General features: G+C 70.9%; 23 protein-coding genes and 1 pseudogene. 12 read left to right on the forward strand and 12 right to left on the reverse strand.

The window, feature by feature from the left end; translation table 11 throughout:
- Window positions 1–47: 47 nt before the first annotated feature.
- The gene (lon, locus tag PBV52_RS32705) at window positions 48–2462 is read left to right on the forward strand and encodes an endopeptidase La (protein WP_274243316.1); all 2415 of its coding nucleotides are present in this window, start codon (window positions 48–50) and stop codon (window positions 2460–2462) included.
- 221 nt (window positions 2463–2683) lie between these two features.
- Here lon and PBV52_RS32710 read toward each other — a convergent pair whose 3' ends face one another.
- Complete coding sequence (locus PBV52_RS32710; RefSeq protein ID WP_274243318.1) at window positions 2684–3514, reverse strand: lysozyme; 831 nt, start codon at window positions 3512–3514, stop codon at window positions 2684–2686.
- 275 nt (window positions 3515–3789) lie between these two features.
- On the opposite strand from PBV52_RS32710, the gene PBV52_RS32715 reads away from it, so the two are divergent.
- Window positions 3790–4302, forward strand: a complete 513-nt coding sequence (locus tag PBV52_RS32715) for a MarR family winged helix-turn-helix transcriptional regulator (protein WP_274243319.1) — start codon at window positions 3790–3792, stop codon at window positions 4300–4302.
- Here PBV52_RS32715 and PBV52_RS32720 read toward each other — a convergent pair.
- From PBV52_RS32720 to PBV52_RS32730, 3 genes are all read right to left on the reverse strand, one after another.
- Entirely contained in the window at window positions 4217–5542 is a 1326-nt protein-coding gene (locus PBV52_RS32720; protein WP_274243321.1) for a HAMP domain-containing sensor histidine kinase, read from the reverse strand. The two genes, PBV52_RS32715 and PBV52_RS32720, sit on opposite strands and share 86 nt — an antisense overlap.
- Before the next feature lie 25 nt (window positions 5543–5567).
- The gene (gene cseB / locus PBV52_RS32725) at window positions 5568–6236 is read right to left on the reverse strand and encodes a two-component system response regulator CseB (RefSeq protein ID WP_274243323.1); all 669 of its coding nucleotides are present in this window, start codon (window positions 6234–6236) and stop codon (window positions 5568–5570) included.
- Between the two features lie 111 nt (window positions 6237–6347).
- The gene (locus PBV52_RS32730) at window positions 6348–6803 is read right to left on the reverse strand and encodes a hypothetical protein (RefSeq protein ID WP_274243324.1); all 456 of its coding nucleotides are present in this window, start codon (window positions 6801–6803) and stop codon (window positions 6348–6350) included.
- A 260-nt stretch (window positions 6804–7063) separates the two neighbouring features.
- Between PBV52_RS32730 and PBV52_RS32735 the strand changes: the two genes are divergently transcribed.
- The 3 genes and pseudogenes from PBV52_RS32735 to PBV52_RS32745 all read left to right on the forward strand — a co-directional run.
- Complete coding sequence (locus PBV52_RS32735; protein ID WP_274243326.1) at window positions 7064–7714, forward strand: hypothetical protein; 651 nt, start codon at window positions 7064–7066, stop codon at window positions 7712–7714.
- Between the two features lie 100 nt (window positions 7715–7814).
- A complete protein-coding gene (locus PBV52_RS32740) occupies window positions 7815–8294 on the forward strand; it encodes a DUF5753 domain-containing protein (RefSeq protein ID WP_274243327.1) in 480 nt (159 codons plus the stop codon).
- Window positions 8291–8467 (forward strand): annotated as a pseudogene (locus tag PBV52_RS32745) (DUF397 domain-containing protein); the annotation flags it as partial. The gene PBV52_RS32740 and the pseudogene PBV52_RS32745, both read left to right, overlap by 4 nt.
- A 31-nt stretch (window positions 8468–8498) precedes the next feature.
- Here the strand turns inward: PBV52_RS32745 and PBV52_RS32750 are convergent.
- A complete protein-coding gene (locus PBV52_RS32750; protein ID WP_274243329.1) occupies window positions 8499–9287 on the reverse strand; it encodes a protein phosphatase 2C domain-containing protein in 789 nt (262 codons plus the stop codon).
- Between the two features lie 378 nt (window positions 9288–9665).
- Here PBV52_RS32750 and PBV52_RS32755 point away from each other — a divergent pair, with 378 nt between their 5' ends.
- The 5 genes from PBV52_RS32755 to PBV52_RS32775 are packed head-to-tail and all read left to right on the forward strand — an operon-like array spanning window position 9666 to window position 15345.
- Entirely contained in the window at window positions 9666–12542 is a 2877-nt protein-coding gene (locus PBV52_RS32755; RefSeq protein WP_274243330.1) for a nitrate- and nitrite sensing domain-containing protein, read from the forward strand.
- Window positions 12539–13042 (forward strand): roadblock/LC7 domain-containing protein, encoded by a 504-nt coding sequence (locus tag PBV52_RS32760; RefSeq protein ID WP_274243332.1) that lies wholly within the window; start codon window positions 12539–12541, stop codon window positions 13040–13042. The genes PBV52_RS32755 and PBV52_RS32760 overlap by 4 nt, the downstream gene beginning before the upstream one ends.
- Entirely contained in the window at window positions 13039–13458 is a 420-nt protein-coding gene (locus tag PBV52_RS32765; RefSeq protein WP_274243333.1) for a DUF742 domain-containing protein, read from the forward strand. Before PBV52_RS32760 ends, PBV52_RS32765 begins: the two co-directional genes overlap by 4 nt.
- Window positions 13439–14077, forward strand: coding sequence for an ATP/GTP-binding protein (locus tag PBV52_RS32770; RefSeq protein ID WP_274243334.1), 639 nt, complete (start codon window positions 13439–13441; stop codon window positions 14075–14077). Before PBV52_RS32765 ends, PBV52_RS32770 begins: the two co-directional genes overlap by 20 nt.
- Before the next feature lie 14 nt (window positions 14078–14091).
- Entirely contained in the window at window positions 14092–15345 is a 1254-nt protein-coding gene (locus tag PBV52_RS32775; protein WP_274243335.1) for a styrene monooxygenase/indole monooxygenase family protein, read from the forward strand.
- Here the strand turns inward: PBV52_RS32775 and PBV52_RS32780 are convergent.
- The 4 genes from PBV52_RS32780 to PBV52_RS32795 form a co-directional block, all read right to left on the reverse strand.
- On the reverse strand, window positions 15263–16414 hold the full coding sequence (locus tag PBV52_RS32780; RefSeq protein ID WP_274243336.1) for a C40 family peptidase: 1152 nt from the start codon (window positions 16412–16414) through the stop codon (window positions 15263–15265). The two genes, PBV52_RS32775 and PBV52_RS32780, sit on opposite strands and share 83 nt — an antisense overlap.
- A gap of 102 nt (window positions 16415–16516) precedes the next feature.
- A complete protein-coding gene (locus PBV52_RS32785; protein ID WP_274243337.1) occupies window positions 16517–16819 on the reverse strand; it encodes a hypothetical protein in 303 nt (100 codons plus the stop codon).
- Window positions 16820–16829: 10 nt separating this feature from the next.
- The gene (locus PBV52_RS32790) at window positions 16830–17483 is read right to left on the reverse strand and encodes a TetR/AcrR family transcriptional regulator (protein ID WP_274243339.1); all 654 of its coding nucleotides are present in this window, start codon (window positions 17481–17483) and stop codon (window positions 16830–16832) included.
- Between the two features lie 497 nt (window positions 17484–17980).
- The gene (locus PBV52_RS32795; protein ID WP_274243341.1) at window positions 17981–18919 is read right to left on the reverse strand and encodes a diiron oxygenase; all 939 of its coding nucleotides are present in this window, start codon (window positions 18917–18919) and stop codon (window positions 17981–17983) included.
- A 126-nt stretch (window positions 18920–19045) separates the two neighbouring features.
- On the opposite strand from PBV52_RS32795, the gene PBV52_RS32800 reads away from it, so the two are divergent.
- A complete protein-coding gene (locus tag PBV52_RS32800) occupies window positions 19046–20152 on the forward strand; it encodes a ferritin-like domain-containing protein (protein WP_274243343.1) in 1107 nt (368 codons plus the stop codon).
- On the opposite strand, the gene PBV52_RS32805 is transcribed toward PBV52_RS32800, so the two are convergent.
- On the reverse strand, window positions 20149–20667 hold the full coding sequence (locus PBV52_RS32805; protein WP_274243344.1) for a DUF3291 domain-containing protein: 519 nt from the start codon (window positions 20665–20667) through the stop codon (window positions 20149–20151). The genes PBV52_RS32800 and PBV52_RS32805 overlap by 4 nt on opposite strands.
- Before the next feature lie 168 nt (window positions 20668–20835).
- Between PBV52_RS32805 and PBV52_RS32810 the strand changes: the two genes are divergently transcribed.
- Window positions 20836–22806, forward strand: coding sequence for a nitrate- and nitrite sensing domain-containing protein (locus PBV52_RS32810; protein ID WP_274243345.1), 1971 nt, complete (start codon window positions 20836–20838; stop codon window positions 22804–22806).
- Here PBV52_RS32810 and PBV52_RS32815 read toward each other — a convergent pair.
- Together PBV52_RS32815 and PBV52_RS32820 are read right to left on the reverse strand one after the other, a co-directional pair.
- On the reverse strand, window positions 22783–24258 hold the full coding sequence (locus tag PBV52_RS32815) for a penicillin-binding transpeptidase domain-containing protein (protein WP_274243347.1): 1476 nt from the start codon (window positions 24256–24258) through the stop codon (window positions 22783–22785). The genes PBV52_RS32810 and PBV52_RS32815 overlap by 24 nt on opposite strands.
- Entirely contained in the window at window positions 24255–25646 is a 1392-nt protein-coding gene (locus tag PBV52_RS32820) for an FtsW/RodA/SpoVE family cell cycle protein (RefSeq protein WP_274243348.1), read from the reverse strand. The genes PBV52_RS32815 and PBV52_RS32820 overlap by 4 nt, the downstream gene beginning before the upstream one ends.
- Between the last annotated feature and the right edge of the window lie 19 nt (window positions 25647–25665).

Raw genomic sequence — 25665 nt, forward strand, 5'->3', positions numbered from 1 at the left:
CATGCATTGAGTCGGCATAACTCAACTTGACTGCCGAAGGGGAGATCATGGCTTCGACGTCCACACCGCTCACCCTGCCTGTGCTGCCGCTCGACGACGAGGTCGTGCTGCCCGGAATGGTCGTCCCGCTGGACCTGAACGACGCCGATGTACGCGCCGCGGTGGAGGCCGCGCAGGCAGCCGCCCGGTCCGAGCCGGGAAAGCCACGGGTGCTGCTGGTGCCACGCATCGACGGGACGTACGCGAGCACCGGTGTGCTCGGCACCGTCGAGCAGGTCGGCCGGCTGGCCGACGGTGACCCGGGTGCCCTGATCCGCGGTCGCGGCCGCGTGCAGATCGGCGCCGGGACGACCGGACCGGGTGCGGCACTGTGGGTCGAGGGGACACGGGTCGACGAGAGCGTGCCCGAGCCGCTGCCCGGACAGGTCACCGAACTGGTCAAGGAATACAAGGCACTCGCCACCGCCTGGCTGCGCAAGCGCGGCGCCTGGCAGGTCGTCGACCGCGTCCAGGCCATCGACGACGTCTCGGCGCTCGCCGACAACTCCGGTTACTCGCCCTTCCTGTCCACCGAACAGAAGGTGGAGCTCCTGGAGACCGCCGACCCGGTCGTCCGCCTCAAGCTCGCCACCCAGCACCTTCGCGACCACCTCGCCGAGCAGGACGTCGCCGAGACCATCGCCAAGGACGTCCAGGAGGGCGTCGACAAGCAGCAGCGCGAGTTCCTGCTGCGCCGTCAGCTGGAGGCCGTCCGCAAGGAACTGCGCGAGCTGAACGGCGAGCAGGACGGCGAGGAGTCCGACGACTACCGCGCCCGCGTCGAGGCCGCCGACCTGCCGGAGAAGGTCCGCGAGGCGGCCTTGAAGGAGGTCGACAAGCTGGAGCGGTCCAGCGACCAGTCCCCGGAGGGCTCCTGGATCCGCACCTGGCTGGACACCGTCCTCGAACTCCCCTGGAACGAGCGGACCGAGGACGCCTACGACATCCAGGGCGCGAAGGGTGTGCTGGACGCCGAGCACGCCGGTCTGCAGGACGTGAAGGAGCGGATCACCGAGTACCTGGCGGTGCGCAAGCGCCGTACCGACCGCGGCCTCGGTGTCGTCGGCGGCCGGCGCGGCGGTGCCGTGCTGGCCCTGGTCGGCCCGCCCGGCGTCGGCAAGACGTCGCTCGGCGAGTCCGTCGCCCACGCCATGGGCCGCAAGTTCGTCCGGGTCGCCCTCGGCGGCGTCCGCGACGAGGCCGAGATCCGCGGCCACCGCCGTACGTACGTGGGCGCGCTGCCCGGCCGGATCGTGCGCGCGATCAAGGAGGCCGGTTCGATGAACCCGGTGGTCCTCCTCGACGAGATCGACAAGGTGGGCTCGGACTTCCGCGGCGACCCGGCGGCGGCGCTGCTGGAGGTCCTGGACCCGGCCCAGAACCACACCTTCCGCGACCACTACCTGGAGGTGGAGCTGGACCTGTCGGACGTGGTCTTCCTCGCCACCGCCAACGTCCTGGAGGCCATCCCCGAGGCCCTGCTCGACCGGATGGAGCTGGTCCGCCTCGACGGCTACACCGAGGACGAGAAGATCGTCATCGCCCGCGACCACCTGCTCCCGCGCCAACTGGAGCGGGCGGGCCTCGTGAAGGACGAGGTCGCCATCGACGAGGGCGCGCTGCGCAAGCTCGCCGGCGAGTACACGCGCGAGGCGGGCGTCCGCACCCTGGAGCGCTCGATCGCGCGGCTGCTCCGCAAGGTCGCGGCCCAGCACGAACTGGGCGAGCGGAAGCTGCCGTTCACGGTCGGCGAGGGTGACCTGCGCGGCCTGATCGGCCGGCCGCACCACGTGCCCGAGTCCGCCCAGGACCCGGCGGAGCGCCGTACGGCCGTGCCGGGCGTGGCGACGGGCCTGGCGGTGACGGGCGCGGGCGGTGACGTGCTGTTCGTCGAGGCGTCGCTGGCCGACCCGGAGACGGGCGCGGCAGGCCTGACGCTGACGGGCCAACTGGGTGACGTCATGAAGGAGTCGGCACAGATCGCCCTGTCCTTCCTCCGCAGCCACGGCGCCGAACTGGAGCTCCCGGTCGCCGACCTGAAGGACCGGGGCGTGCACATCCACTTCCCGGCGGGCGCGGTGCCCAAGGACGGCCCGAGCGCGGGCATCACGATGACGACGGCGCTGGCGTCACTCCTGTCCGGCCGTCCGCTGCGCACGGACGTGGCGATGACGGGCGAGGTCTCCCTGACGGGCCGTGTCCTGCCCATCGGCGGCGTGAAGCAGAAGCTGCTGGCGGCCCAGCGGGCGGGCGTCACGACCGTGATCATCCCCAAGCGCAACGAGTCCGACCTGGACGACGTCCCCGCCGAGGTGCTGGACAAGCTCGACGTCCACGCCGTGACGGACGTCCGCCAGGTCCTGGAGCTGGCCCTGTCGCCGGCCGTCAGCGGCGTGGCGCCGGAGGTTCCGGTCGCGGCGTGACGGACGCGACCGGACAAGGAGGCCCGGGCTCTCGTGAGGGAGGCCCGGGCCTTCGGCGTACTGCGCGGCCTCGTACGGCTGGTGGGTGAGTATTCGAACTGTCAGTGATCGCGATTGTTCGAACGTACGGCCGCAACGACAGCACCCCCCCACCCCAGGATCTGGGGCCTCACATCGGCAACGGTGCGAGTAAACGCCTGGTGTGGTAGCCCATGGGGGATTTACCCGTTGGCGAGTGCTACGACCCTGTCGAGAGCACCGTTGAACTTATTGTGGTCTCCGACCGTCGGTCCCGATGACGTGTACTGCCAGGCCGTGTAGTAATCCCAGCCCGCAGGCAGTTCGCCCACCGTCGTCGCGTACCGGGCGATCCACAGCGGGTTGGCCGAGGCGAAGCCGCTGTGGTTGCCGGTGCACTGTTTCCACCAACTGGTGGCCGTGTAGATGACGGCGTCCCGCCCGGTCCGTGCCCTGTACTGGTTCAGGAAGTCGCGGATCCAGGTGACCATCCCGCTCGCTGTCTTGCCGTAGCAGGCGTCGCCGTACGGATTCCACTCGATGTCGAGGACGCCGGGCAGGGTCTTGCCGTCGCGGGACCAGCCGCCGCCGTGGTCGACGAAGTAGTTGGCCTGGGTTGCTCCATTGGTGGTGTCCGGGGTGGCGAAGTGGTAGGCGCCGCGGATCATGCCGATGTTGTAGGAGCCGCCGTACTGCTGGGTGAAGTAGGGGTTGGTGTAGTACGTCCCCTCGCTTGCCTTGGTGTAGGCCCACTTGACCCCGCTGTTCCACAGGGTCGACCAGTCGACGTTGCCCTGGTGGCTGGAGACGTCCACGCCTTCCGTCTGTGCGGCCAGGGTGTCGGCGGGGCTGCCGTGCACGCCGTCGTGGGCCGCGACGCCCATGCCCATGTGGGCGGAGCCGCGCGGCGGGGTGTCGTCGGCGGATGCGGGCGAGGGCTGGACGGCGAGGAGGAGGGAGACGGCGGCGGCGAGCAGGAGCCGGGTGCGGTGGGGGCGCCGGGGGCGGAGCGGTTCGGGTCTGTGCACGGGCATAGCGTGCCTCCGAAGGCTCGGTGATGCTCGGTGGGGAAACGGGCTGGGGGTGTGACTGCGGTTGGGTGACTGCAGTGGGGTGGCTTCGGTTCGGCATGCAGTGGCGTGTGCATGCCAGTCAAGGGCTGGTGGAGAAGCTATGCACGGAGAAGGGCAGGTGGAAGGGGGTCCGGAGGCTGCCGTTGGTCTAAGCCTGCGAAATACTGGCGGAGCTGCGGCGATTACGGCGTTCGGCGGAAACTTTCAGGAACGGGAAAACCGAGGCAGGGGCTGACGTGCACGAAGACGGAAACGGCGACGGACGCCGAGTCGGATCCGGGGGTGCCCCCTCTGGAGGAGTGTCCGGAACCGGTGTGGACCAGCCTGAGTTCCTGGACCTGGAGCGCGAGTTGACGGTGCTTTTCCGGCGCGCCCGGGCCAAGCAGGGCGAGATGGCCCGCGAGGTCCACCCGGAACTGGAGTCGGCGGCGTACGGGCTCCTGGTCCGTCTCGACGAGTACGGCCGGCAGCGCGCCACCGACCTCGCCGCCTATATCGGCGTCGGCAAGGCCACCATGTCGCGTCAGCTGCGTGCGCTGGAGGACCTGGGGCTGGTGGCGCGCGAGCCGGATCCTGCCGACGGGCGGGCGTGGCTGGTTCACCTCACTGAGGAGGGGCGCAGCCGGGTCGGCAGGGTGCGGGAGGCGCGACGGGCGCGGTACGTCAGTCAGTTCGCGCAGTGGGACAGGGGCGAGGTCGCGGAACTGGCGCGGCTGCTGCACCAGTTGAACCTGGGGATGGAGAAGTAGGAGGCAGCCGCAGGGTCGCCTCCGCACCCCCGTCGGGATGGTTGCGGAAGGTCAGGCGGGCGCCGAGCAGCCGGGCCTGGCCGGAGGCGATGGTCAGGCCCAGGCCCAGGCCCGTTCCCGCGGACTCGCAGCCGGTGCGGAACCGCTGAGGGCCGGAGGCGGTGAGGACGGCAAGCAGGTCGGGCGGGAAGCCGGGGCCGTGGTCGCGGATGCGGACGAGCGGCCCGGCGCCGTCCCCGTCAGTCTCGGCGTTTGTCTCGGCGTCCACCTCGACCGTCACCTGCGGCGTGCCGTGCCGCAGGGCGTTGGTGACCAGGTTGGTGAGGATCCGCTCCACGCGCCGAGGATCGGTCTCCGCGAGCGTGTCCGTGACGATCCGCACCTCCACCCGGCCTTCTGCCCCGTCGAGCCCCGTGACCGCACGGCGGGCCATCGCGCTGACCTGGCGGGGCTCGGTCTCCACCGACACCGCGTGGGCGTCGAGGCGGGCGACCTCCAAAACGTCCTCGACCAGCCCGCGCAGCTTGCGCACCCCGCCCGCCACCAGGTCGGTGGCCGGACCGGGCGGCAGCAGGCCGGTCGCGGTCACCATGGCCGTGACGGGGGTGCGCAGTTCGTGCGCGATGTCGGCGGTCACCCGGCGTTCCGCCTCCAGGCGGGCGCCGAGCGCGTCGGCCATGGCGTTCACGGACGCGGCGAGCCGGGCGATCTCGTCCCGCCCTTGCGGGCCGATACGGGCGTTCAGGTCGCCGTGGGCGATACGTTCCGCCGTACGGGCGGCGGCCGTGGCCCGGCGGCCCATGCGCACGCCGAGGGCCAAGCCGGCCAGGGACACTCCGGCGGTGGCCGCCGCACCTGTGGTGACCAGCGTCCGGTCCAGCGCGGCCAGCTCGTCGGCCTCATGGCCGTAAGGACGCGACAGTGCGAGCACGGTGCGGTCGGAGACGCGGGTCGCCGCCCACAGCACCGGATCCGGTCCGTCCTGGAGGTAGGTGACGCGGTCGCCGCGTCGTACCGCCTTCGACACGGCCGCGGGCAGGTCCGGCGGGTCGAGCCGGGCCGCGGACTTGCGGCCGGCCGCATGGTCGTAGACGGCGCTCATCAGCTGCCGATCGAGGTCGGAGCGGGCCGTGGCCAGCTGGTCGGCGGCGGTGATGCGGTGGACGAGCAGGCCGACCGTGCTCGCGACGCACAGGGCCGCCGCGGCGACGGCCAGTGCCACCTTCGTGCCGATGTCCATGGGAGCCGTACCAATTCCCGGGCCGCTACGGGCGCAGCTTGTAGCCGAAGCCGCGCACCGTCTCGATGCGGTCATGGCCGATCTTGGCGCGCAGGCGGCGGATGTGGACGTCCACGACCCGGGTGTCGCCGGACCAGGCGTAGTCCCACACCTTCTCCAGCAGCAGGTCCCGGGTGAGCACCGTGCCGGGCGCGGCGGCGAACTCCTGGAGGAGCTTCAGCTCCGTCGTGGTGAGGGCGAGCGGCTTCCCGTCGCGGCGCACGTCCAGGGTCTCCGGGTCGAAGGCCAGGTCACCGAAGGTGAGCGGGGCGCTGCCCGGCCGCTGCTCGGCGGGTGCGGCGCGGCGCAGCAGGGCGCGGATCCGGGCGGCCAGCACCATGCCGTCGAACGGCTTGGTGACGTAGTCGTCGGCGCCGGCCTCCAGGCCCATCACCACGTCCACCGGATCGTTGCGGGCCGAGATCAGCAGCACCGGCACCCCCGACTCCTCGCGGATACGGCCGGCCAGGCTCACCCCGTTCAGGCCGGGCAGCATGATGTCCAGGACGGCGACGTCCGGGGCCTGCTCGCGGAACAGGTCGAGTCCGGTCGTGCCGTCGGCGGCTGTGCGCACCGTGTAGCCGCTCGACTCAAGGGTGAGGCGGGTCGCTTCCCGGATCATCTCGTCGTCCTCGACCAGCAGGACCTCGTGCATGTGTGTCCTACCTTTCTGATGTCTCCTGAGACCTCGTGCTCCGGCCCCAAGAGGACCAGTCGTATGTGTCGGTGACCCGGCGGCCGGATCACGGCCGCGCGGCGAACGGCGTCACGCCTTCGGCACGCGCAGGCGCACGTCACCGACGTCGAACGCCCAGGCGGGCGCGGGCGGGTGGTCGGGGGTCAGTACCGCGTGGTCGTAGTAGGCGGCGTACTCGCGCTTGACGAGGCCGCTGAGGACGAGGTGGGCCGGGAAGGACGGCGGGTCGGACTCGCCGTGGGGGCAGTCGGACACGCAGGCGAAGTCGATCACCAGACCGGTCGCGACGGCTCGGGACGTGCCCCAGCCGTGCCATGTCAGGCCGTACAGGGTGGTGGTCTCGGTGAGATCCACTACGTCGGGGTGCTGCCGCGGAATCGAGCGCGCATCGCTGACGTAGACCGGCCCCGACCAGGGGACCGCGGTCGGCGCCGGGCCCTCGACCCGCGTGCCGCCGGCCACCGTGCCGCACCCGGCCAGGCTCAGGGCGAGCAGCAGGCACAGCGCCGGTACGCCGAATCGCATGCCGCTCTCCTCTCCGCCGGCACCAAAGGGACGACCACCTTTGCGGCTCCCGATGAACGAGACATGTCCTGACATCAAGGAGTCGGCAAACGACGGAAGCGCTCCCACATCTCTGTAACAGCTGTACGTCATTTCCGACCGGCAGCTGTGATCCGGCTGCCGAGCCACTGTCACGCGCGGCTGGTCTTCTTCGGTCAGCCGGGGCGCACAGCCTCGGAAGGATCCGGAACCAGGACCCGAGACAAGATCAAGGAGCCACCATGTCCTCATCCGAGATGCTGGAGACGACGCCCGAGAACCGGCGCGGTTCTGCCCGGCGGCGGCGCGCCCGGATGGTCGCGATTCCCGCCATGCTGCTCAGCCTCACGGTCGGCGGGCTCGGCATGGCGGAGGGCGCGCACGCTGCCGATGCCCCCAGCTGCACGACCCTCCCCGGGGCCACTTGCCCGGCGCCGGCGCCCAACAAGGGCAAGGCCAAGATCACAGGCAACGAACAGCACCCGGGAAAGCTGACTCAGGGAAAGATGCAGGCCATCACCCTGAAGCTCTGGCAGAACTTCGGTTGGCCCAACTGGCGCGGCATCGGCGACCGTGACGCCTCCTGGGAGGTCAACAACTATGTCGACGGGCACGGTAACCACCACCACGAGTGGATCGAGACGGGCGGTCGATACTGGGACAACGGCGACTCGCTCCGGGACTTCATGAACCACGGCGAGGCCGGTCCGTCGTCGCGGAACTACCGGGGAACGTTCCAGGAGTACGTCGCGCACTTCTTCGACCACGCCCCCAGGGAGAACGACAGGACGGGCCAGGACCGGTTCGTGCGTGCGATCAACACCGGTGACGTGTGGTTCACGCGGGACCACTACAAGAGCTTCGTCTACCTCGGTAAGGGCCCGTTTCGGTAAGCCACAGGGTCGGTAGGAACCCCCGGGGCCGGGCCCCGGGGGTTTCGTGATTTTCACCGTACGCGCCCGATCGGCTCCTCTGTGTTCCTGTCCTGGGTCCATGCCTCAGCCGAAGAATCTGGACCCCGCCTCGATGAAGGAGTTCTACGGCGCCGAGTTGCGGCGCCGCCGCGAGGACGCGGGGTTCTCACAGTCCGGGCTGCTGATGGACCCGGCCGACCCCGATCTGTGGTTCATCATCCACGAGGCGGCGCTGCGCATGGCGGTCGGCGGGAACCAGGTGATGCGCGAGCAGTTGGAGCGCATCGCCGAGGTGGCCCGGAGCGATCAGGCCATCATCCAGGTGATGCCGTTCTCGGCCGGGCCGAACCTGCTCCTGTACGGCACGACCACCCTCATGACCTTCACCGACGAGCCGCCCGTGGTGTACACCGAGGGCGCCTACTCGGGCCAGTTGATCGAGGATCCGGCGGTGGTCGCGAGCAACACCAAGTCCTCCGATCTGGCCAGGGCTGCCGCCCTCTCGCGGGAGGCGTCCCTCGCCTTCGTCGAAGGTCTACTCGCGGACTACTCATCATGAACAGCACGTACGACCTGCATTCCGCCCGCTGGCGCAAGTCGTCGTACAGCAACGCGGACGGCGGCGACTGCGTCGAGGTAGCCGACGGCCTCCCCGGCATCGTCCCCGTCCGGGACAGCAAGGTTCAGGGAGGCCCGGTCGTGACCGTGTCCGCCGGCGCCTGGGCGGCGCTCATACGCGGAGCCGTCAAGCAGCCCCCACGGCTCACCACTCCACGTACACGACCGTCGCGTCATCATGCGTCTTACTACGCCTCAGATACGCCCGCTCCTCCGCGTCGGCCCGCTCCAGAGCCCGTACCCGGTCCACCAACTCCCGCGCCCCCTCCTTCCGCAGGAGCCGGAAGCAGTCCCCCCAGTCCCCCTCCCGGAACTTCTCCACCCACCGGGTCGCCCCGTCCGTCAGTGCGGCCAACGCGCGCACCTCCCCCCGCGCCAACACCCCCGTCAGCGCCCGCCCGGCCACCGACGGATCCGCGGCGGCCGTGAAGAAGCCGCCCTCCTTGTTGCGGATGTGGGCGTCGATCAAGGCGTCCGTGGCCAGGGATGCGCGGGGCAGGCGGGACAGGCGGTCGTCCAGGTATGGCGTGATCGCGCCGTCCGGCGACTCCACCAGCAGGGCCGAGTCCGAAAGGATCAGGTACTCCAGCGACTGCGCCGACCATCGCGCCAGAACCACCGTTGCCTGTGGGGTGCGTGGGTGAGAAAGGTCACAGGTTTCGGCGTGGGCCTCAGCGGTACGTGCGATGGCGCGGGCCAGGGCGTCGACGAGGGGAACATCAGGGAGTGAAACGGTCAGTTCGGTCAGGGCTCCGCCCAGTCGGGCGGTGAACCAGGGGACGGAATGCAGACAGCCCGTCTCACCCCTCGGCGGGGTCACCCCGTCCAGGACCACCAGTGCGCCGCCCTGTCCCGAGGCGGGAAGGCCGACGCTCGCGAAGTCCTCGTTGGGGCGGGCCGGGTCACCGGGCTCCGAAACAAGCTCTGTTCGCATCCGGCCAGTCTGCACGAGGCCTTCACAAGGTTCACGGAGGGGTTGCGTCGGTTGCCGAATGAGTGCAGCGACGCAGGTCAGGTGCCTGATTTGGGGTGGAATGGTTCACTCCGGCCGGGCGTGGCGGCGAATACTGCCATCGCCTGTCGCAGACGTCCAACCGGCCCGCCGCGCAAGGCATGTGCACGCGCCAGAGGAACTTGCCCGCCAACTCCACTCCGGGGTTCACTCCTTCGGGTGGCGGGTCAGGTGATGCGCGGCCGCTGCCCACCGGCACTGGGAGGGTCGGGAACCGCATCGAGTGTACGTACAGTCGGCGGCAGTTGACGGAGCGTCACTCGGACCCATGGGTATCACGAGTCAGGAATGCGAGCACCGGTGCAGAAGATGCGGCCTCGTCGCTCAGGCAAGCAGACGTCCTCCGCAGGGGGCGCGCAGTCCACGCCCGGCACCACAAACGGCACAGCGAACGGCACAACGGCCGACGCCGCACCCGTCGGCAGGGGGCGCCCGACGCACGTACGGAACCGGCTGATCGTCGCCGTGGCCGTCGTGGCCGCCGCCATCGCCGGAGCCGGAGTCCCCTCGGTCGTCGCCGCCTCCGGGCAACTGCACGACTCCCAGAAGCTCGTGACCCTCGCCGAGCAGACCGAGAACGCCCTCACGCTCGCGCACTCCCTCGCCGACGAGCGCGACGAGGTCACCTCCTATATCGCCGCCGGGCGGCCCAAGTCCAAGGCGCCGAGCGAGCAGCGCAGCGTCCGCGTCGACCGGCAGGTCGAGGAGTTGCGCGCCGACACCGACACGCCCGCCTCGCTGCTCGGCGACCTCGACGACATCGCGACCCTGCGCAGGGCCGCGCTCACCGGCAAGAGCACCGCGCTGGAAGCGCACCGGGCCTACTCGGTCACCATCACCGAACTCCACCGGCTCGCCGAGCAGCTGGCCGAGCAGATGCCGCCCCGCGCGGGCGCCGGCGCCTACGCCCTCGCCGAGCTGGACTCCGCCGTGCAGCAGGCCGCCGCCGCCCGCGGGCTGCTGCTCGCCGCCCTCAGCGTGCCGACCGCCACCGAGACCGTCATCGACCCGATCACCGGCCTCGCGACCACCCAGAAGACCTCCTCGGACGCCGACGCCAAGCAGCGCGCCGCCCTCAGCGCAGCCGCCCAGCAGGCCCGCCTGCGCTCCGACGCCGCCCTCGCCGACTTCCACGACACCGCGCCCAAGACCGCGCGCACCTCGTACGACTCCACGGTCACCGGCCCCGAGGTCACCACCGCCGAGCGCTATCTCGCCGCCCTCACCGACCAGGCCGCGCTCTCCGACCGGGACCTGGCCACCAACACCCAGCGCGCCGAGGCCGCCCTCTCCTCCCGTGTCGACCTGATGCGCGGCGTGGAGTCCGCGCTCTACGACCGCCGCACCAAGGCCCTCGAACAGCTCCGCGACGACGACGTCACCGCGCTGGAGATCCGCATCGCGATCCTCGGCGCGCTGATGCTGCTCGCCGTGGGCGTCGCCACGGGCATGGCCCGCAGCCTCACCCGGCCCCTCGCCGTCCTGCGGCTCGGCTCCGCCCGGCTCGCCCAGGCCGAGGACCCGGCGGCCGAGGAGCCCGTCAAGTTCACCGGCCGCAAGGACGAGTTCGCGCAGGTCGTCAACTCCGTCAACGCCCTGCACGCGCACGCCGTCGCCCTCCACGAGCGCATCACCACCCTGGAGTCGGACCGCAAGCACCTCGTCGGGCAGCGCCAGAAGATGGCCGACGCCCGCGAGGAGCTGCGCACCGAACTCGCCGACTCCGCCGCCCAGTTGGAGCGGCTGCGGGACACCATCGGCTCCACCTTCGTGAACCTCGCCCTGCGCACCCTCGGCCTCGTCGAGCGCCAACTCGGCGTCATCGAGAGCCTGGAGGAGCGCGAGCAGGACCCCGACCGGCTCGCCACGCTGTTCAAGCTCGACCACTTCGCCACGGTCATGCGCCGGCACAGCGAGAACCTTCTCGTCCTGGCCGGCAACGAGCACGTCCAGCAGCATGCCGGACCGGTTCCGCTCGTCGACGTCGTCCGTGCGGCGGTCAGCGAGATCGAGCGGTACGAGCGGGTCCGCATCGCCGCGCTCCCGCCGCACGCGCATGTGGCGGGCTTCGCGGCCGACGACCTCTCCCACCTCCTGGCCGAGCTGATGGAGAACGCGTCGTCGTTCTCCCCGCCCGACCTGCCCGTAGAGGTCTCCGGCTGGCTGCTGGAGAACGGCGAGGTCATGCTCTCCGTCCACGACGAGGGCATCGGCATGACCGCCGAGCGCATGACCCGCCTCAACTCCCGCCTCGCCGACTTCGACCCCGAGGCCACCTACGACCAGGAGGGCGACGACGGCCTGGGCCTCGGCCTGTACGTCGTCGCCCGCCTCGCCCACCGCCACGGCATGCGTGTCCAGCTCCGCGAGCAGAAGCAGGGCGGGGTCGCGGCGGTCGCGGTCCTGCCCAGGGGCCTGCTGGCAGCCGCCCCTGCGGCCGCGGTACCCTCGGAGTCGCCGCACCACACCGGCACCCACACCTTCTCCCTCCCGGGCGCCGACGCGGAGGCCAACTCCAACGTCCTGCGCGGCCGCTCCAAGAACGGCGATCCGTTGGTCGCGCTGGCGGAGAAGGCTGTACGGGAGACGCCGGAGACGCAGCCGGGTACCCCTGAGGCCGAGCGGGAGCGGGAGCACCCTGCCGAGACCACGATGGAGCTCCTGATCCCGGCACAGCCGACGGGTGAGCCGACACCTGCCGGGCCGGCGGTCGCTGATCCAGCGATCGTGGCCCCTGCGGCTGACGAACCCGCGGCCGCAGCCGATCCCGAGGCCGCCGAACCCGCGGCCGCCGGCGGCGAGGACGCCCCACAGGGGCCACTCGCACCCGACGACGATGGCCGCACGGGTGGTGCGGGTGGGAACGAACCCGCCGAAGGCGAAGCCGAGGCGGACACCACACACGAGCGCGTCCCCGACGAACCCGAGGACCCCGTCACGGACAAGGGCCTCCCCAAACGCACCCCGAAGATCACCACCCCGGCCCAGGCCCCGCGCCAGCGGACCGGCAGCGTGGACGCCGACGCCCTCCGCAGGAGGCTCGGCGGCTTCCGCAGGGGAGCGGAGGCCGGCCACCGCGACGTAGCGGCGGAGATCGCCGAACAGACAGGCCAGACCAAGGCACCGACAGAAGGATCCGCAGCCACGGGGGGCACAGTCGAGGAGGCAAGCAGTTGACCGCGCCCAGTACCTTCGGACTGAGCAGTGAAGCCCGCAACCTGCACTGGTTGTTGACGAATCTGGTCGAGGAGGTGCCGGGCATCCAGTCAGTCGCGGTGGTCTCCTCCGACGGGTTGCTCCTGCTCTCCTCGGACCACGCTCGCAACACCGAGGCCCGGGAAGCCAGGAGCGACAAGCCCACCGGCCCCCGCGGCTCCTCCGCCGACCTCGCCACCATCGTCTCCGGCATCGGCAGCCTCACCATCGGCGCCGCCAAGCTGATGCAGTTCGGCGACGTGAAGCACACGATGGTGGCGATGGACGAGGGCAGCCTCTTCGTGATGTCCATCAGCGACGGCTCGCTGCTCGGCGTGCACGGCTCGGCGGACTGCGACATGAGCGTGGTGGCCTACCACATGGCGCTCTTCGTGGGCCGCGCCGGCCACGTCCTGACTCCCGAACTCCGCAGCGAGCTACGGAAGTCCCTCGAGACCGAGTCGGCAGGGAGTACCCGATGAGCAACGCCCCGCAGAACAGGCCCCAGCTCCCCGTCCGCGGCGGCGACCGCAAGCCCGCCCGTGTCCGCCCCTACTCGCTCACCGGCGGCCGTACCCGCTTCGGCCACGTCCTCCTCGTCGAGACGTTCGTGGCGGCGCTGGAGGCGCCTCAGGAGCGCAAGGAACTGACGAATGGTTCCCTCACCACCCGGGTCATGCCGGAGATGCGGGCCATCGTCGAACTGTGCCGCCGTATGCGCACGGTGGCCGAGATCGCCGCGCTGCTTCAGATGCCGCTCGGCGTGGTCCGCGTGCTCCTCAGCGACCTCGCGGACCAGGGAAAGATCCGGGTGTACGGCACGGGAACCGGCCACGGCACGGGCCGGCCGGACCGCGCTCTGCTGGAAAGGGTGCTGAGTGGACTCCGTCGTCTCTGACGCCGCTCGCGGTGTCTCCCCGCTCCTCGCCGAAGAGGGGCCCGAACAGCCCTGGCAGACGGACCGCACCCGAGCCCCGATCGCCACGAAGATAGTCGTGGCCGGCGGCTTCGGCGTCGGCAAGACCACGCTGGTCACCGCCGTCTCGGAGATCACGCCCCTGCAGACCGAGGCGCTGATGACCGAGGCGAGCGAGGGGACCGACGACCTCACCTCGACGCCTGGCAAGCTGACCACCACCGTGGCCATGGACTTCGGCCGTCTCACGCTCGACGACGACCTGGTGCTCTACCTGTTCGGCACGCCCGGCCAGCAGCGGTTCTGGTTCATGTGGGACGACCTGGTGCGCGGCGCGATCGGCGCGGTCGTCATGGCCGACACCCGGCGCCTGAAGGACTGCTTCCCTGCGCTGGACTACTTCGAGAGCTGCGGACTGCCGTACGTCGTCGCGGTCAACCACTTCGACGGCAGCGAGCGGTTCGAGCCGGAGGACGTGCGGGAGGCGTTGACGATCCCCGCGCACATACCTGTAATGATCATGGATGCGCGGCGGCGGATCTCGGTGATCGAGACTTTGCTGTCTCTCGTCGGCCACGCACTGGACGTCACCCCCGAGTAGGAGAACATCCCGGCATGCGGAAGATACTCGTCGTCGGAGCCGGCCAGTCCGGACTCCAGATCGCCCTCGGACTCCAGTCGCACGGGTACGAGGTCACCCTGATGTCCAACCGGACGGCGGACGAGATCCGCTCCGGCCGGGTCATGTCCACCCAGTGCATGTTCCACACGGCACTGCAGCACGAGCGCGATCTCCAGCTGAACTTCTGGGAGTCCCAGGCCCCGAAGATCGAAGGGCTCGGCGTCTCGGTGGCGGCCCCCGGCTCCTGGGGCGAGGGCCCCGCGGCGCGGGCGATCGACTGGGTGGGGCACCTCGACGGGTTCGCGCAGTCGGTCGACCAGCGGGTGAAGATGGCCGGCTGGATGGAGACGTTCGCACAGCGCGGCGGCCAGCTGGTCATCCATGGCGCGGCGGTCGGCGACCTCGACTACTTCTCCCGTACGTACGACCTGGTGCTGGTGTCGGCCGGCAAGGGTGAGCTCGTCCAGATGTTCGGGCGGGACGCGGAGCGGTCCCCGTACAGCGAGCCGCAGCGGTCGCTCGCCGTGTCGTACGTGCACGGTCTCGGCCCGCGTCCGGAGCACCCGGACACGGAGGCCGTCCGCTGCAACCTCGTCCCCGGTGTCGGCGAGCTGTTCGTCATGCCCACCCTGACCACCTCGGGACGCGCGGACATCCTGTTCTGGGAGGGCATACCCGGCGGGCCGCTCGACGTCTTCGACGGCGTGAAGGACCCGGCGGAGCACCTCTCCCTGACCCTGGAACTCATGGAGAAGTACACCCCGTGGGAGTACGCGCGGGCGGCCAAGGCCGAGCTCACGGACGCCGGCGGCGTGCTGAGCGGGCGGTACGCGCCGACCGTTCGCAACCCCGTCGGGCGGCTGCCCGGTGGCGGGCTCGTGCTGGGTGTGGCGGACGTCGTCGTGGCGAACGACCCGATCACCGGGCAGGGCTCCAACTCCGCCTCCAAGTGCGCGGCCGCCTACCTCGCCTCGATCGTCGAGCACGGGGACAAGGAGTTCGACGAGGCGTGGATGCGCGCCACCTTCGACCGGTACTGGGCCACCGCCCAGCACGTGACCAAGTGGACGAACGCGATGCTGGCGCCGCCGCCGGAGCACATCCTCAACCTCATCGGCGCGGCGGGCCAGCTGCCGCCGGTGGCCGACCGGTTCGCCAACGGGTTCAACGATCCGTCCGACTTCGAGAACTTCTTTTATGAGCCGGAGAAGACCGAGGCTTACCTCGCGGAGGTTTCGGGGGCCTGACCTGCGGGCGTACGGCTCCCAGGACCGGGTTCGACGCGATCGGCGAGATCTTGACCTTCTCGCCGGTGCGGGGGGCCTGGACCACCTTGCCCTTGCCGAGGTACATGGCCACGTGGGTGGCGTCCGGGAAGTAGACGACCAGGTCGCCGGGGCGCAGTTCGGTCAGCGGGACACGGTCGAGCCGCGCCCACTGCTCCTGGCTCGTGCGGGGGATCGGGGTGCCGGCGTGGGCCCAGGCCTCTGACGTCAGGCCCGAGCAGTCGTACGACTTCGGGCCCTCCGCGCCCCACCTGTACGGCTTTCCCACCTGCTTCTTGGCGTAGCGGATGGCGCGGGTGGCCTCGGGGGACGGTTTGTGGTCGTCTTTGGCGAGGGCGCCGGACGCCATGAAGGCCCTCTGGGACGTGGCGATGTCCTGCTTCTCGAATGCGGCCAAAGCGGTGAGCTGCGCGGCGGTGAGGGAGGCGAGGAGTTCCTCGACCTTCTTCAGCCGCTTTCGTACGGCGTCCCGGTCCTTCTTCTGGCGCTCGGCCAGGGCGAGTTGGGCGTCCAAGGCCGTGCGGGCCCGGTGGGCCAGCTCGTCGGCCTTCTTCTCCGAGCCGGTCAGGCGGCCGACCGTCTCGGCGCGCTCGCGGGCCAGCCGGCCGATGACATGGCCCTGGTCCAGGGCGTGCTGGGGGTCGCGGGCCAGGAGCAGGCGGACGTAGGGGGAGATGTCGGTGCTGTTCTGGTACTGCTGGCGGGCCAGCCGGCCGGCCGCTCGGCGGCTGTCGTGCAGGGAGAGGCGGGCGCGGGCCAGGGCGGTGTCCAGGCGGGTCACCTCGGTGCGCTGTTTCTTCAGCTTCTCCTCGGTGGCGTTGTAGGTCTCCGTGGCCTGCTCGGCAGCGCGGTACAGGCGCTGAAGGTCGGTCAGGAGTTCGGCCGTGGATCGCGCCTGGGGTTCGGGGGCCGGGGCGGCCGCCGCGGGTGCCGGTGACAGGAGCGGTGCCGGTGAGAGGAGGATGGCGGCCGTCGTCGCGGTCGCCGTTGCCGCCGCCGTGCATGCCAGACGCAGAAGTCTTCCTGACATGTCATCACCTCCGGTGCGGAGAGGCTCTCTGCTCCACACCGTGAGGATTAGACCGGGGCGGCGGGTTTGCGCGGCGGGTGTGCGCGGTTCGGCGCAGCGGTGTCACTCGTCCGTGGCGTCCGGCTTGCGCTGCGGCGTGGCGTCTGGCTTGGACCACGGCCAGTTCAGGCGGCGGGTCTGCTTCCCTTCGGGGGCGTACTCGTACTTCCAGCGCTGGGAGAGGCCCATGCGGCCGCCCGGGGTGCGGGGTACGCGGTGGTAGACGAGGACGGTCGGCGGGCCGCCTTGGGGGTCGGGGACGGGGATGCGGTACGTCTTGGGCGGGTGGCCCGTGATGCCCAGGAGCACCGGCAGTACGCGGCCGTCCATGGGGCCGCCCTCGAAGGGGGTCTCTTCGCTCTTCACGGCACCAGTCTCAGCTATCCGCCGCAAGCTTGTGCGTCAGCGCCGCGGTCTGTGCGTCTCGGTCCGCCGTGACGGAGAGCACGGCGACGAACTGGTCGACCAGCCAGTCCCGAAGCTCCTCGACGGGAGGCTGCTTGTCCTCGTCGAGCCAGATCAGGGAGGCCGCCTCCACCGCGGTGATCCACATCCGTACGGTCATGCGCAGGCGCAGGCCGGGGTCGGTGACCTCCAGGTGGCTGAGGATGTGCTCGGCCGCGGCGCGGCGTACGCCGTCGACTATGGCCGTCGTACGGGACGTCTCCACGACGCTGCCGCCCTGGAGCAGCGCGCTGAATCCGGCGTCGTGCTCGTCCACGAAGGCGAGGTAGCGGTCCAGGGCGCGGGCGAGGCGGGGGAGGAGCGGGCCGTTCGGGGGTTCGTCGAAGCAGCGCTGGAGCTCTTCGGCGGCCGAGCGCAGGGCGGCCTCGTAGAGCTGCTGCTTGCCGCCGGGGAAGTAGCGGTACACCAGGGGTCGGGATACGCCGGCCGCCTCGGCCACGTCGTCCAGGGACACGTCCTCGGGGGCTCGGTGTGCGAAGAGGGTGAGGGCGGCGTTGAGGAGTTGGCTGCGGCGTTCCTCGACGCTCAGGCGGCGGTAGGCGGGGGTGGGGGCCGAGGGCGTCATGACCAGCAGCGTAGAGCCTCCGGCGGTTCAGCCGGGTGCCTCCGGCGGTTGGGCGGGGGTGCCTGCGGCGCCTGTGCGGGTGCCTTCGGCGGTTGGGCGGGGGTGCCTGTGGCGGCCTTCGGTGGTGGGGCCGGGATGCCTGCGGGTGCCTTCGGCGGTTCAGCCGTGATGCCTGCGGCGGCCTGTGCGGGTGCTTTCGGTGGTTGGGCGGGGGTGCCTGTGGCGGCCTTCGGGGGTGGGGCCGGGATGCCTCGGGTGCCTTCGGTGGGGGTGCGTCTCGATGCCTGCGGCGGCCTGTGCGGGGTGGGTGGGGTTCGCGTAGCGCGTGCGGTTCGGTGGGTGGGTCGGGGCCGCGCCGGGGGGTGTCCGTCCTCGGTCCGGCGGCTCGGTTGCGCAGGAGGTGCTGTGCGTTGACGCCGGCCGCTGCGGGCGGACACCCCCCGACGCGTCCCCTTCCCGCCGTACGCGGCTGCCGCGTCGTGGGGGTGCGTGGTCGGCTACGCCAGTAGGCCCGACGACCTCCACAGCCTGCGGCCCGGTCCTCGTAGTACGCCTATGTCGTCCAGGAAGTCGGTGAGCTTCTTGGCGCCTGTCTGCATGATCTCCCGGCGGTGGGCGCTGGCCTTCACCTGGGCCATGGCCTCGCGTTTGTCCAGGCCTACGTTCGTGTAGACCTCGGGGTTGACGAAGGCTACGGAGAAGATGCGGGCGAACTCGCCGGACGTGATGCGGGTGAACTCCTGGGACCACTTCGGGGCCGTCAGCATCTGGCGGCGGAGTTCCTCGCGGGCGTAGCGGACGTGGCGGGCCTCCTCGACCACGTGGATGCGGGTGACGCCGCGTATCAGGGGCTGCACCCGCTCGTCGGGGAAGGTCAGCCGCTGCATCCAGTCGAGGACCTCCTCGCCGAGGAGGGTCGCCGTGAAGGAGCCGGGGGTGGTGGAGATCGTCTTGAAGAGGCGGCCCAGGTGCTGGTGGGCGCGGCTGACGGGGTGCCAGGGGGTGCCGCCGTGGGAGATCAGGCGGGCGAACATCTTGGAGTGGCGGCACTCGTCCTCGATCTCGGTGAGTGCGTAGCGGACGTGTGCGCTGGTCGCCGACTTGTCGTAGATGTGGCGGACCAGGAGTTGCATGAGGATGATCTCGAACCAGATCCCCAGGGAGGCGAGCGCGGCGGCCTCGTGCCGGGAGAGCAGGAGGCGCTGTTCCTCGCTCATCCGCTTCCACAGGGGGGTGTCGTAGAGCGAGAGCAGCTCCGGGGGCCAGAACCACTTGCCCTCCTCGAAGGGCGCGTCCCAGTCCAGTTCCCTGTCGGGGTCGAAGGAGTGCTTGGCGGACGAGGCGAGGAGGCGCTCGGCCACCTGTTCGCGGTCCTTGAGCAGGCCGAGGGCGTCGCGCAGGCCGTCGAGCGCGTCGGCTTCCGTCAGGGTTGTCATCGGTCACTCACCTCGTTACCGGGGGGTACGGCGTGCGACACTTATGAGACTGCTTGTCAGCAAGGTCGTCAATCCCCTGCGCATGACTTGTTGACCCGGCATCTACTACGTGTGAGCCTGCCGGACATGCCGACATTCGACGTGTACGCCAACGATCCGGGAGACCCTCTCTGGCCGGTGCCCGCGACCGGCGCGGCCCGTTTCAGCTGGGAGTACGACGACGGCCGCGACCGGCTGCTGGCCCTGTACCAGAAGGGCAAGGACAAGCAGTGGGACGGGCAGTCGAGGATCGACTGGGACCTGGAGGTCGATCCGTACGACGCGCTCGGTACGCCGGAAGAGGCGATGGCCCTGTACGGGACGCCGTACTGGGCGAAGATGAGCGAGCGGGAGAAGGGCGAGCTGCGGAAGCATTACGCCTCCTGGCAGTTCAGCCAGTTTCTGCACGGCGAGCAGGGCGCGATGATCTGCGCGGCGCGGATCGTGGAGTCGGTGCCCGATCTGGACGCGAAGTTCTACTCGGCGACGCAGACGATGGACGAGGCGCGGCATGCCGAGATCTACGGGCGCTTTCTGCACGAGAAGATCGGGATGGTCTATCCGATCAACGACAACCTTCAGTCGTTGCTGGGGGACACGCTGCGCGACAGCCGTTGGGACATGCCCTACCTCGGAATGCAGGTGTTGATCGAGGGGCTGGCCCTCGCTGCCTTCGGCATGATCCGGGACACCACGAACAAGCCGCTGCCCAAGCAGATCCTGGCGTATGTGATGCAGGACGAGGCGCGGCACGTGGCCTTCGGGCGTATGGCGCTGCGGGACTACTACAAGCAGCTGACCGATGCCGAGCTCCGCGAGCGCGAGGAGTTCGTCATCGAGGGCTGCTATCTGATGCGCAACCGGCTGCGGGGCGTGGAGGTCCTGGAGAACTTCGGGATTCCGAAGGCCGAGGCGGAGCAGATCAGCGAGCGGTCAGAGTTTCTGCAGTTGTTCCGGCGGCTGCTCTTCTCTCGCATCGTCCCCTGTGTGAAGGACATCGGACTGTGGGGCGAGCGCCTTCAGCAGGCATATGTGGACATGGGGGTGTTCGAGATGGGGGACTCGAATCTGGACCTGCTGATGGCTCAGGACGAGGAGATCGCCGAGAAGCTCGACGCCGAGCGGTTCGCGGTGGAGGAGCGGGAGCGGGTGGCGGAGGTGGAGGAGGCGATCGAGGCCGGCGGTGAGGGCTAGGCCGAGCAGCCCAGGTCGTCCGGCACTTCGCCGAACACCGGCTCCGCCCCCTGTGGCGGGAACGACGTGCGCAGGGTGAAGGCGTACGGGGTCGGGCCGTTGGTGCGCAGGTGCAGGAGGCGGGACTCCGCCTCCGCGACCGTCGGGCGGTGGCCCGCGGGGACCCACCACAGAGTCGTCATCGCCTCCTGCACCCGTTCGAACCACTCCCGGCGGCGGGCCAGCATCTCGCGGTGACGGCCCTGGTACATGTACGCCGTCAGGGCGTTCGTGTCGCGCCACATCGTCAGGTTGATGATCAGCCAGTCGTCGCCGAAGACGCTCACGTCCGTCGCGTCGCCGGAGTCGCCCTTCAGTCGCCAGACGAAGCCGTCGGCGGCCTCGGCGTCGGCGTTGACGGGGTCGAGGTTGTCGACGAAGTCCTTCAACTGCGGGGAGTCCAGCGGGGCCTTGAGGCGGGCGATGTTGACCTGGGCGAGTTCGTAGGCGGCTTCCGGAGCGGTCGATGACGTCATGGACCGAACGATAGGTCGGGGCGCAGCCGCAGGCCCAGGGTGCGTCTCAGTACGTGGGCACATGTCCCTCTTTCACAGGCGGGCCGGCGTGCGCGTGAGTACCTGTGTACCGGCGCCTTACGGGCGGGAAACCGTGCCCTGACCGGCCCGCCCGTAGCCTCACGGAGCATGACGGGGAACGTACTGACCACCATCCTCCGCTCGATCGTCCGGCGCCCGGCCGCCCTTCCCGGCTGGAGCTCCATTCGTGGCCGTATGGCCATAGTGCTGGCTGTCCCGACCTGTTTGCTGCTCGCTCTCATCGGTCTCGGCGTCGCCGACCGTGCCGCCGACTGGTCCGCCGCCCGGGGGACCGAGGCGCAGGTCGGGGTGCTGTTGCGGGCGCAGGAGCTCGTCCGGGAGGTGCAGCGCGAACGCGGCCTGACCAACGGCCTGTTGGGCGGCGAGGCCGGGTACCGCGACGACGTCGCCGCGCAACGCGGCCGTACCGATGAGGCACGGGACGCCCTGAGTGCCGCGCTCGACGAGGAGAGCGGTGCGCTGCCCGGCGCCGCGGTCTCCGCGCTGCGGGCCGCCGACGATCCCCTCGCCACCCTCACCGCGACGCGCGAGGACGTCGACGCCGGCACCGCCGACCGTGCCGCCACCCTGCGGACGTACACCAAGGCGGTCACCGCCCTCATCGACGCCGAGTCGGCCGGTACCCCGGACGGCGACCGGCGGATCGCGCAGGGCGTGCAGGCGCTCCAGGCCCTCGCCCGGGCCACGGAGGCCGTCGCTCTCGAACGCGGCTCCCTCAACGGGGTGTTCGCGGCCGGGCGGTTCCGTGCCGGGGAGTACCTCGACTTCACGGAGGTCCGGGCCGCCCGGGTGGCCGCGCTGGGACAGTTCCGGCAACTCGCCGGGGGAGACCAGGAGTCCGCGCTCGACGGTGCCTTCGGCACGGCTGCCGCGCGCCGGGTCGGCGGGTACGAGGCGCGGGCCGAGCGGGGGGCCGACGGGTCCGCCCTCGCCGTTCCCCCTGGCCGCTGGTGGGCCGACATGACGACCCTCGTCGACGATCTGCACGGTGTGCAGCGGGCGGTCGGGGACGACGTCCGTGCGCGTGCCGACGAGGCCGGATCCGCCGCCACGCGGCAGCTCGGCGGCTTCCTCGCGCTCGGGGCGCTGATCCTCGCCGTGGCCGTCGCGCTCGCCGTCTTCTCGGCCCGCTCCATCACCCGGCCGCTGGGCGCCCTCGCCGACGAGGCGGACGCCGTCGCCGGAAGCCGGCTGCCCGAGGCTGTCCGGCAAATCCAGGAGGCCGACCCCGACACCCCGCCCGCGCCGCAGTTCGCGCGACCCCGGCCGCCCGGGGGCGCACGGGAGATCAGCCGCCTGGCCGCCGCCCTGCGCAACGTCGAGGACACCGCCGTAGGACTCGCCGCCGAGCAGGCCGTCCTGCGCCGCACCAGCACCGAGTCCCTGGCCAGCCTCGGCCGCCGCAACCAGAGCCTGCTCAACCGGCAGCTCGGCCTGATCACCACCCTGGAGAGCCAGGAGCTCGACCCGGACGCCCTCGCCGAGCTCTTCGAACTCGACCACCTCGCCACCCGGATGCGCCGCAACGCCGAGTCCCTGCTGGTGCTCGCCGGTGAGGAGTCGCCGGCCCGGTCCTGGAAGGGCACGGTCGCCGTCGCCGACGTGGTGCGGTCGGCCGTGTCGGAGGTCGAGCAGTACCGGAGGGTGGCCGCGGTGGACATCCAGCAGTGCGGCGTCCGCGGCCACTGCGTCGCCGAACTGTCCCACCTGCTCGCCGAGTTGGTGGAGAACGCGCTGATGTTCAGCCCGCCCAAGCAGCCCGTCGAGGTCTACGGCTGGCGGGACGGCGCCGAGTACTGCCTGGCCGTCGTGGACCGGGGCATCGGGATGACCCCGGAGCGCCTGGCCGAGTCCAACGCCGTGCTGGCCGGCAAGGGCGACTCCCTGCACACCGCCCCGACCAGGTTCCTGGGCCACCACGTCGTCGGCGCCCTCGCCGCCCGCCTCGGTGCCCATGTCGAGCTCCGTCCCACCCAGGGCACGGGCGTCACCGCGTACGTCGCCCTGCCGGCCGTCCTGATCCAGGAACCGACGTCAACCACCGCCCTGCGAAGGTGACTTCAGCACCGCCTCCATCACCGCCCGCGCGATCGGCGCCGCGTCCCCGCCCCCGCTGATCTCACCCCGGTCCGCGTCCGCGTCCTCCACCACCACCGCGACCGCGACCTTGGGCTCCAGGTCGCGGTCGCCCTGCGCCCAGGAGACGAACCAGGCGTACGGAGTCCCGGAGTTGCCCAGGCCGTGCTGGGCCGTGCCGGTCTTGCCGCCGACCGTCGCGCCGGGGATCCAGGCGTTCGTGCCGGTGCCCTCGCGCACCGCGTCCGCCATCAGTTCCTTGACGAGTACGGCGGTCGACGGGTGCATGGCCTGCCGCACCGGGCGCGAGGGGGCCGTCGACACCGTGGCGCCGCTCGCCCGGGTCGTGCGCTCCACCAGATAGGGCGAGCGCACCTTGCCGCCGTTCGCCACGGCCGCCGCGACCATCGCCATCTGCAGCGGAGTGGCCCGGGTGTTGTACTGGCCGATCGACGACAGGGCGAGCTGCGCCCGGTCCACCTTCGGGTCGAAGGTGGACTCGGCGACCGAGAACGGGATCCTCAGGTCCGCGTCGTTGAACCCGAAGGCACCCGCCGTCGCCGCCATCCGCCGCGCCCCCACCCGCACCCCCAGCTTGGCGAACACCGTGTTGCAGGACCACTCGAAGGCCTTCCGCAGCGGGACGTCCTCGCAGCCCTCGGACGCGTTCGTCAGCGAGGTCCTGGTGCCGGGGAGGCGGTACGGAACCGGGGAGTCGGTCGGCTCGTCCAGGTCCTCGACCACGCCCGAGTCCAGCGCCGCCGCCGCGGTCACCACCTTGAAGGTCGAACCCGGCGGATACGTCTTGCGCACCGCCCGGTTGAGCATCGGCTTGTCCGCGTCGCCGTTCAGGGACTTCCAGGACCGGGCCACGGACGAGCCGTTCCCCGACAGCACGGACGGGTCGTACGACGGGGCGGACACCAGGGCCAGGATCCGCCCGGTCGCCGGTTCGATCGCCGCCACCGCGCCCTTGCGCCCGGCCAGCCCTTCGTACGCCGCCTCCTGCGCGCCCCGGTGCAGGGTGGTGACGACGTCGCCGCCGGGGTTCCGGTCGCGGGCGAGGTCGTTCCACAGCGGGAACGGCGACAGCAGCGGGTCCGTGCCCGACAGGACGCCGTCCTCGGTGTGCTCCAGGAGCGTCGTGCCGTACACCTGCGAGGCGTAGCCGGTGACGGGGGCGTACATCGGGCCGTTGGTGTACGTCCGTTCGTAGCGCAGGTGCTCGCCGGTGTCGTGGGATCCGGTGACCGGTTCGCCGCCGACCAGGATGTCGCCGCGGGGCTGCCCGTAACGGGCGATGTTGGTGCGGCGGTTGGCGATGTTGTCGGCGTAGGAGGAGGCCTCGAAGACCTGCAGGCGGGTGGCGTTCACGAGCAGCGCGATCAGCAGCAGGGCGCAGAAGAACGCGGCATGCCGGATGTGCCGGGTCATCGGACGGCCTCCTCGCCCTTGGGCACGCCGAGCTGACTGCGCGACCTGTCGCTCACCCGGATCAGCAGCGCCACCATCGCCCAGTTGGTCACCACCGACGAGCCGCCCTGCGCCAGGAACGGCATCGCCATGCCCGTCAGCGGGATCAGGCCCGTCACCCCGCCCGCGATCACGAACACCTGGAGCGCCACGATCGAGGCGATCCCGACCGCGAGCAGCCGGCCGAAGGGGTCCCGCAGGGCGAGGCCCGCCCGGTAGCCGCGCTCCACCAGCAGGCCGTAGAGGAGGAAGATCGCCGACAGGCCCGCCAGGCCCAGCTCCTCCCCGGCCGTCGCCAGGATGAAGTCCGACTTGGCCGCGAAGCCGATCAGGATCGAGTGGCCGAGGCCCAGTCCCGTGCCGAGCACGCCGCCCGCCGCGAAGGCGAACAGCGACTGGGACAGCTGGTTGGGGCCCTGGCCCGCGTCGATCGACGCGAACGGGTGCTGCCAGTCCTCGACCCTGCTGTGCACATGCGGCTCCAGTTGGCCGACGGCCACCGCGCCGAGCGCCGCGAGCAGCAGGCCGAGGGCGATCCAGCCGGTGCGGCCGGTGGCGACGTAGAGAAGGACCACGAACAGGCCGAAGAACAGCAGCGACGTGCCCAGGTCGCGTTCGAGGACGAGCACCCCCACGCTCAGCAGCCAGATGGCGACGATCGGGCCGAGGACGCGCCCGGTGGGCAGTTGCAGTCGGTCGATCCCGAGGACCCGACGGCCCGTGTACGCCAGCGCACTGCGGTTGGCGGCCAGATAGGCCGCGAAGAACACCGCGAGCAGCACCTTCGCGAACTCGCCGGGCTGGATGGAGAATCCGGCGATCCGGATCCAGATGCGGGCGCCGTTCACGGACGGGAAGAAGATCGGCAGGGTGAGCAGCACGAGAGCGGCGACGACACAGACGTACGAGTAACGCTGGAGCACCCGGTAGTCGCGCAGCAGGAGCACGACCACGATGAACAGGGCCACCCCCAGCGTGGACCACACGAGTTGGGCGGGCGCCGCCTGGTCGCCCGGTGTCTCCAGGTCGAGCCGGTAGATCAGGACCAGGCCGAGGCCGTTGAGCAGCACGCCGATCGGCAGCAGCAGCGGGTCGGCGCAGGGGGCGCGCAGGCGCACCGCCAGATGAGCGACCAGCGCGAGCACGCCGAGCCCGGCGCCGTAACCGGCGGCACCGGGCGGGACGGTGCCGTGCTGGGCGAGGCCGACCGCGCAGTAGCCGTACACGGAGAGCAGGACGGCCACGACGATGAGGGCCAGTTCGATGCCACGGCGCCGGGGGAGCGGTACGGCGGGAGCGGGCGCGTCCGCTGCCACCAGGGTGGTTCCGGTGGTTCCGGCCTTGGTCATGCCCGGAACTTACCCAAAT

The organism is Streptomyces sp. T12 (assembly GCF_028736035.1).
Lineage (GTDB): Bacteria > Actinomycetota > Actinomycetes > Streptomycetales > Streptomycetaceae > Streptomyces.